This window comes from Deltaproteobacteria bacterium, assembly GCA_029860075.1.
GTDB lineage: Bacteria > Desulfobacterota > JADFVX01 > JADFVX01 > JADFVX01 > JAOUBX01.
In genome coordinates this window covers 1-7,365 of sequence record JAOUBX010000131.1, presented here as the reverse complement: position 1 = coordinate 7,365, position 7,365 = coordinate 1, and the positions used below count along the sequence as shown (strand labels likewise).

The following is a 7,365-nucleotide window of genomic DNA, read 5'->3' as shown; positions in this document are numbered from 1 at the left end:
CCATGAAAACAGAGGCTTGGCAAAAAGGTGCACTTGCTGTTAAAAGATTACGGCAAACTATTCTCGGACAACCTGCGTAGACCTGACCCCCTTATTCTTTTGCAGCTACCTAGCTATAGCTTTAATAGATTCCTTACTTAGCTTTTTATAGAATGAATTCTTCATCAGTGAAACTTTTTCTTTCAATACTAAAATAAGGTCTTCGTCTTCTTGTAGCTGTATATTGCAATGTGTCTTCATGAGCTCAAAAATAAAAAGAATTAACTGCTGCTTTCCTTCATCTTTTTCATCAATAAATTTAGAAGTCAAAAATGGAACAACCTCTCTACCTCGTACAGCAATATCATATGCAAATTCAAAATCAGGAGGATGTCTTTTTGTAAGTGCGTACAAGTATATATCTAGCTGTTTTTCAACAGATAATTTTTTAAATTCCTCATGCCTTTTATCTGAATCTAGTTGAAAAATTTTTTTATCTTCTTCTGATAAATGTTCACCTTTACTAGCTGTCATACATGCACTAACTAACAAATTTAATATTACAATTATTGGTAATATTTTTATCGACATCCATCGCATAGTTTTTTTCCTATAATGATCTCTAATAATTTTAATTTCTTGTATATCTTTTCTTGCTTGATATAAGCCACTTGTTCAAAAGAAATATTCCGATATGCATCATATTTACTCATTCCTTTCATTCTATTAATTAAGTATTCTTCTAAATATTTATTCCTAAATTCATATTTACCCTCTTTTTTATATTGTTCACAATGCACCAGTTCATGTGCAATTAGAGATATCCCTTTTGCTGATTCAGGATCGTATTGACCGCTTTTAAAATAAATATTATTTGCATCAGCTGTATATGCATCTGGCTCAACAGCTGAAAACCACCTAACATGCCAAGGAAAAGTACCTTCATGTATTTCAATTTGTTTTAAGTCAAGTCCATCAAAATATGGCGATAATAATTTAGTTACGCACTCTGGCAATTTTTCTAATCCCATCGGATCATTATAATTAACCGGATTCTGCCCTACATAAGAATAAAGATTCACATCCCCCGCTGCAAAACCTATCGGGTCTTTAGAAATAAACCTCCCAACCTCCGGATCATAAAACCTGGCCCTATAATAATAAAGCCCCGCCTCAACGTCCCACTCCCTGCCCGTGTAGGTATAAACCTTATCAAGCGACCCCTTAACAAGATTTCCGAAGGAATCATAACCGTATGTACTACCCACCTTTGCCCCGCTACCGTCAGTGAGCGCCATAACCGAACCAAGGCCATCAGCATGATAATAATTCCAGCTTCCGCCCGTTTTGATAGCCAGCGGTTCGTCAATACCGGGACCATGAATGAACTCTTTGGTAAGAGTCCCATTCTCGTAAATAGCAACAATATCCTCATTGTCATAAAGGTAATTAGTTGTTAAAAGCAGCGTCCCGTCAGTGGTGACCTTTCTCTCGATACGCCTGCCGAAGACATCATAGGCGTAATCAACAACGGTAGAGGAATTATTAAAGGTCCGCTTAACGCGGGTAAGCCTGTTTTCATAATCATAGTCGAAACTGGTCTGGCCCCACTTGACGGTAATAGGCGTCCAGAAATTGTCATTAGCGTCTTTATGGTAATCATAGTCGGGATCACTACCTTCAGGTATCTCATAGCCGGGGTAAAAATTATTGAGCATATCGTTGCCCATGGCCTGCCTGTTGCCTATGGCATCATAAGTGTAATTCTCGAACTGGCTGCCCTCTTCCGTTCCTCCAACCCTGCTGTGACCGGCGTCGGTGAGCCTGTAAAGGTCATCATAACTGTAGGATGAGGTGGAAGTCTCCGTACCGTCGCCGGAGATAATCATGGTTCGGTTGCCTACTTTGTCGAAGGTACTGTATGTACTGAAAATGATGGTAGCGGCTGATGAATTAACGCTGTTTATTCCCTTGAGGCGGCCACTTGCATCGTAACTGTAACTTGTCGTTACGCCGTTGGGATAGCTCAATGTCTCCCGGCTACCGTCAACACGATAGTCGAAGTCAAAAACACCGGGTTCCGCTGTGATGGTATCGAGCTGATTGGCATCAGTATAGTTGTAGGTAAGGGTACGGTCAGGATTAACGCCGTCCGAGATTTTGACTTCTGTCCTGCTTCCCGCAGCATTGTACTTATAGGAAAGCGTTTTGCCGTTCGAGTCGCTTACGTCCCTCACCTGCCCGCCGGCATAATAGGTGTAGCTATAAGTGAGGCCGTCCTTCTGGGCCGTATGCAGCCCGCCGTTCAGGTAGTAGCTGTAAGTCTCTTTCGTTACACCGTCAACCTTCTTTACAATGAGGCGGCCCATGTAGTCATTAACATAAGTAACGGCAATTCCCCTGGCGTCGGTTTTGGTGTATTCATAGCGGTTGGTATTATAACTTAAACTCTTTTGCAGTCCCGTTGCGTCGGACTCGCTAAGCAGCCTGCCCAGCTTGTCGTAAGTGTAGGTCGTGGCCTTGCCGTTGGCGTCGGTTACCTGTGCCAGTTTGTCCACACCGCCGCCGCAACTGCCGCAGCCTGCCGCGCTGTAACTCATGAAGGTGGCATTATTAAGGGCGTCAATGATGACCTTTTGTTGGCCCAGGTTGGTATAGCTATAACTTGTTTTGTTCCCTTCGGCGTCGATGACGGACTCGATGGAACCGTCAGTGTTGTATACATTAGTTATCCTGGTATCATTTGAACCGATAATCTGTACCATACGGCCGAGAGAATCATACTTATAGCGCGTTACCCGTCCCGCAGTATCGGTAACGGTCGACATATTACCCAGAACACCATAGGTATAGGAAGTGCTTGCATCGACGCCGGTGACGGAACTGGGCGCCGTAGAGGAGATGAGCCTGTCTTTATCATCGTAAACCACGATGCTTACCCTGCCCAAAGGGTCCGTCGTTGTTACATGCTTTTCCGCACCGATAGTCGAGTAATGAATGAAGGTCTCTCTGCCGAGAGAGTCACCGATGTAAGTTGTTTGTCCCTTGTCATCGTAACGGTAGGTGTTTGTTATGGAGCTAACAGGAAGGCCAGCGTCATCAAAGGCGCCTTCAAGAGGCGTACTTGTCGTCGACAACAATCCAAAGGCGTTGTAACTATAGGTTGTCGAGTAGGCACGCATAGCGCCGACGAGTTCCTTTTCTACGGAGACAAGCAAGTTGTCGTTCCCGTCATAGCGGTAAATGGATTCGCGCTGGTTATCAGGTGAAAAGATGTGTTTGACGAGATCACCCTCATATTCATAGCGGGTAATACCGCCTTCAGGATCTTCCTTTTCGGTAATTTTACCGGAGGATGCACTGTAGCGGTACTTCCAGTCACCACCATCCATGCCCGTTTTTATCGTCTCACGCTGATCCCCTGTGTAATTACCAAAATTCAGGTCTTGCGTTCTGTCTCCGTAATCACTGGAGACAGTCGAAGATTCAATCTTGCCGTTTACAAAATTGTAGGTCGTTACTTTGCCGTTAGTATCAGTTTTTGTCTTGAGGAGACCGTTTTCATAGGTGTATGTCCATTTGGGATTGGTAGCGCCTGCACCGGGATAAGTCACAGACTGCGTTGTTCCGTCAGGTTGCGGTACATCGAGCGTATAGGACAGCGGCAGCGGATAGACGACCTCCTGCAATGTGCCGTCAGGATAGTAATTCAAATCATAAACATTACCGTATGAATCGGTAAGAGTATCAATTATGCCGTCCACATAGTCAATGGTAACAGGGGCCGGTTCTGTGGAATCAGTGATGCTGACAAGCAGGCCGGACGAATAAGTCATTAAGACAGTTTCGCCCGTTTTGGCGGTGATGGATGCCGGTTTCCCATCAACATCAAAGTGAGATACGGTACCGCTAACGGAGGTCATATCCCAGGTGCCGTCACCGTTATCGTTCAGTGTCGAAGTATCACCCTCTCCTGAAATGTAACCATCTATGGTCGGCACATAGGCACGCTGCTGACCGTCCCCTTCAGTAATAATCACAGTCCCACCGGACTTGGCTTCCAGCGTCATATTGTAACCGAGCCGCCACTGGGGCGCTACGGTGCTGCTATAGGCGCCGAAACTGTCATAATAAAGAACGGCTCCGCCGAAGAGTCCCTGTGAATGTTTGTATTTTCCGGTTCTTACATCTGCCGTTGAACCGATGCATGTCTTACCGTCGTCATCATTGCAGTCCTTTTCTTTATTGTCATCTATGCCATTGCAGTTGTTATCGGCACTGCTTTTACAGTTTCTTTCACCGGGTGCATATGGTATCGCATTACATACCAACTCTGTGCCATTGCATATTTTAGTTCCCGTATCATTTGCACAGGGACCGGTACCGTTAGTACAGGAAGTTCCATAACCAGCTTCACCGGAGCCATCAGCGGTAGCTGAATTACAATCATTATCTAATCCATCACATATTTCAGGCCCTGCATATTCATTCTGCTGACAAACAACACCGTTAGCACCATCACAAACTGTGGTACCAGGACCACAGATACCGTCAAGACCGGTGTGACAATAGTCGCCTTCTCCTGGGTTATCCTCATCAGTAACACCGTCGCAGTCGTTATCCTTTCCGTCACAAACCTCTGGCCTGCTGCTATAGGTCTGGACACACTGCATCTCAAAAGTCCCATCATTATCTACGCATGCCTCCGCCCCTATAGCACAAAGACCTAACTCGCCCGGAATGTTGCAGGAATCACCCGCACCCGGTATATTATCGTCTGCTATACCGTTACAGTCATTATCCTGGTTATCACAGCTTTCCGTATTTCCAGGATATATGTCTCCGTCGGAATCATCACAGTCATCACCGCAGGGGCAATAATAGTCACCTTCCCTATATTGCCCATCGCCGTCCAGATCCTTGCAGTCCTTGATCATGATACTGGCATAGAGCGTTTTACTGTAATCATCACACGCATTCGGAATGGTTCCGGAACCGATGAGGCACTCACCTTGCGAGGCCATCCCCGCAGGCGGCCCGAAATATGCGTTGGTTGTTGAACCGTCACAATATGTGTTAATCAATGCTGCCCAGTCTTTCACATTATAGTATTGGCCACACTTATAGTCATAACCTCCAGTCCCATTACAACGCAAAACATTTCCACAAAAACTTTGATCAAACATTCCGTCATTCTCGGCATAGGATACCCAACTTTCTCTATTGTTGTTACATATTTCCCATACTTTGGCGTATACCAGATCGCCACCATTATAGGATTCATATGTATATTCCAGTTCGCAGGAGCCGGCGTAATTATCGAGAACCTGTTGTAGCGTCTCCATTCTATAGCAGGCGCCGGCAGATAGGGGAAAGGCAAAGGAAACCAGGACTATCGAAGCCAATGTATATAAAATTGCTCTTTTCATATTTTTTCAACCTTTCAAAAAATATAATCACAGGTGATTGCTGAAGGGATTCCGATCACGGTCGGCAAATCCATATCCGCTCTTTAACAGGACAATTCAGGCATTGTTAGCAACAATTTTGATCTCCGGTCATGCAATACCCTGATATCAAAAGGGACTGAACCTCCCCTATATTATAGCAAGATGCATGTACCGGGGTTGGCAGCACAAAAAAAACAAAAATAATTATTGCAAGAATATTAAATTTAAATCGTTTCATAATTCGCCTCTCATAATGATCGGCCTTAATTCTTCACAAAACTTTTTACCGGCACATGTGAATCCTGACTTAATGAAAAAAAACCGGGTTAGCAACATATATCCAATTAACAATCCTGTCAAGAGACAGAAGTTTGATTTAAAGCAATAATATTAGATGAGTTTATAAGTTGCTAATTTTGTTGAGAATATTTTTTCATTTTTTTTGCTTTTTTGAAAAATATTTATCCACCAGGGGCATGAAGAGTGAATCAATGATGCCTGTCAGGGGGGATGTTCTGATTCAATGATTTGCAAATCCCCCCTCACTACCATAGCCCAACCACCCCTTAATCCCCTCCTTATCAAGGAGGGGAGATGTGAAGGGTACAACCTAGTAAGCTGGGTAACAGAATAACATATAGACATAGGTAACAGTATAATGAAGGGAGAGGAGGAAAGGCCTATGCCCCTCACCACCCTTTACTAAAGTGGGGGGATCAATGCAGTTGAGTGGATACGCGTGAACTATTTTTTCCGTGCTTCAGTGGTTAAGTCCTTTGGCTTGGTGTTAATCTGTATCTCATTATTCTTTCGCTCTTTATCCCGTCAATCCCGTCTAAAAACAAATCTTTTAATTCTTTTTTTCTTTGACAGGATTTGCAGGATTAAATGGATTTTTAAAACCCTTAAAACTCTTTTTTCGACACTGATTTTCACTGATGAAATATGATTTTTAATCTTTCATTGGCAGGATTTATATTTTTTACACAGAATCACGGAATTAGGGAAAGACGGAATTTAAAACTTTCTTATTTCCGTACCTCCCCTCTTCCGTGCTTCAGTGGTAAAGTCCCTGAGTCAGTGTAAATCTGTGTCTGATTATTTCTTTTTTATCTTAATCTTGAACGATGAAGTTTAACGGGGAGACACTTTTGGAAGAGAGTAAAATCTTTATCATTTGTAAAGATAGTCATGCCATAACGGTTAGCGGCAGCGCATATGAGGAAATCTGTATTGGAACCCTGTATTCCTTTTTTCCTGGCTATGTTAAAAAATTCTGCGGCACATTCATAATCAGCCTCATGGAGTTCCATATCGGGAAATGAGCGAAAGTGTTTCTTTAAATTTTCAAACTGCTCTTTTGACCTTATTCCTGAAAGAATCTCCTGGCGAACGGGGCCTATTATGTGGACCCTGAACTCCCTGATAAGTTCTTCCAGTTCCCTTACAAGGGGATCATAAGCGCTTTCTTTTCTTCGAAGCGCCAGAGACCATATGGATGTATCGACGAGGACTTTCACTTCAGATTGCGCTGCTTCTTGTAATCATAATCAGGATCAATATCTACCTTGCCGAAGAGATCCAGAATTTTCATCTGCTTATGCCGCTGTATATACTCCTGAAGCGCTTCCGTAACAACAGCTTTTTTCGTCTTTTGCCCGCCCAGTTCCCGGGCTTCACTTATGAGTTTGTCATCTATAGCCAGATTTGTAGGCATTTGAAACCTCCTTTCACACATACTCTTACACAAAGTATCACACATCATAAGTTCATCTGCAATAGAAAATATTTATATATAGATGAAATATGATTTTAAGATGATTTATCCACTAAGGACACGAAGGGTCACGAAGAGAGAATGTTTCCTAAAAATATTTACCTGAAATAAAAACACCCTCTTGTCAAGGGGACCGGGGGGACTTTCTAATTCGTTTTC

4 protein-coding genes are annotated in these 7,365 nt (G+C 43.3%); all 4 read right to left on the bottom strand.

Annotated features, from left to right (window positions below; genetic code table 11):
- Positions 1–105: 105 nt before the first annotated feature.
- The 4 genes from OEV42_20930 to OEV42_20915 all read right to left on the bottom strand — a co-directional run bounded on the left by OEV42_20930 (position 106) and on the right by OEV42_20915 (position 7,146).
- Complete coding sequence (locus OEV42_20930) at positions 106–570, bottom strand: hypothetical protein (GenBank protein ID MDH3976735.1); 465 nt, start codon at positions 568–570, stop codon at positions 106–108.
- Entirely contained in the window at positions 561–5,408 is a 4,848-nt protein-coding gene (locus OEV42_20925; protein MDH3976734.1) for a MopE-related protein, read from the bottom strand. Before OEV42_20925 ends, OEV42_20930 begins: the two co-directional genes overlap by 10 nt.
- Positions 5,409–6,538: 1,130 nt before the next feature.
- Positions 6,539–6,949, bottom strand: a complete 411-nt coding sequence (locus OEV42_20920; protein MDH3976733.1) for a PIN domain-containing protein — start codon at positions 6,947–6,949, stop codon at positions 6,539–6,541.
- Complete coding sequence (locus OEV42_20915) at positions 6,946–7,146, bottom strand: type II toxin-antitoxin system VapB family antitoxin (GenBank protein MDH3976732.1); 201 nt, start codon at positions 7,144–7,146, stop codon at positions 6,946–6,948. Before OEV42_20915 ends, OEV42_20920 begins: the two co-directional genes overlap by 4 nt.
- Positions 7,147–7,365: the final 219 nt, after the last annotated feature.